This is a genomic window from bacterium, assembly GCA_020440705.1.
Lineage (GTDB): Bacteria > Krumholzibacteriota > Krumholzibacteriia > LZORAL124-64-63 > LZORAL124-64-63 > JAGRNP01.
Map to the genome: position 1 here is coordinate 1 of JAGRNP010000389.1, position 531 is coordinate 531.

Consider the following 531-nt stretch of genomic DNA (forward strand, 5'->3'; position numbering starts at 1 on the left):
TCCCCCACGCCTTCCTGGGCTTCCCCATGTTCGACCCAGCGCACGGCCTGGAGAAGAGCCTGGAGATGGTGGTCTATGTCGCGGTGGCCATCGTGACGGGCGTGCTGGTCGACCGTGAGCGCGCCGAGCGCAGGGAGCAGGTGCGCCTGGCGGGGCGCCTCAAGCTGGCCCTGGAGGAGCGTGAGCGCATCGCGGATCAGCTCATCCGCAGCGGACGGCTGACCGCCCTGGGCGAGCTGACCGCGGGTATCGCCCACGAGATCCGCAACCCCCTGCACGCGCTCCGGGGGACGGCGGAGATCCTGGGAGACGAGCTCCCTCCCAGCGGCCCCGGCCGCGACATGCTGGAGCGGCACATCGGCGAGATCGACCGACTCAGCCGGGTCCTGGATCGCTTCCTGGCCTTCGCTCAACCCTCCCGGCCGGCGCTGGTACCCCTTGACCCCGCACTGGTGCTTCGGAGGGCGGTGGGCCTCGTCTCTGCACAGGCCCGCAGGGATGGCGTGGACGTGGAGCTCACCTCGGTGGAGG

General features: G+C 71.2%; 1 protein-coding gene. It reads left to right on the forward strand.

What is annotated here, in order from left to right; all coding sequences use genetic code 11:
- On the forward strand, window positions 1–531 hold a 531-nt coding region (locus KDM41_18945; protein ID MCB1185503.1), incomplete at both ends, for a sensor histidine kinase.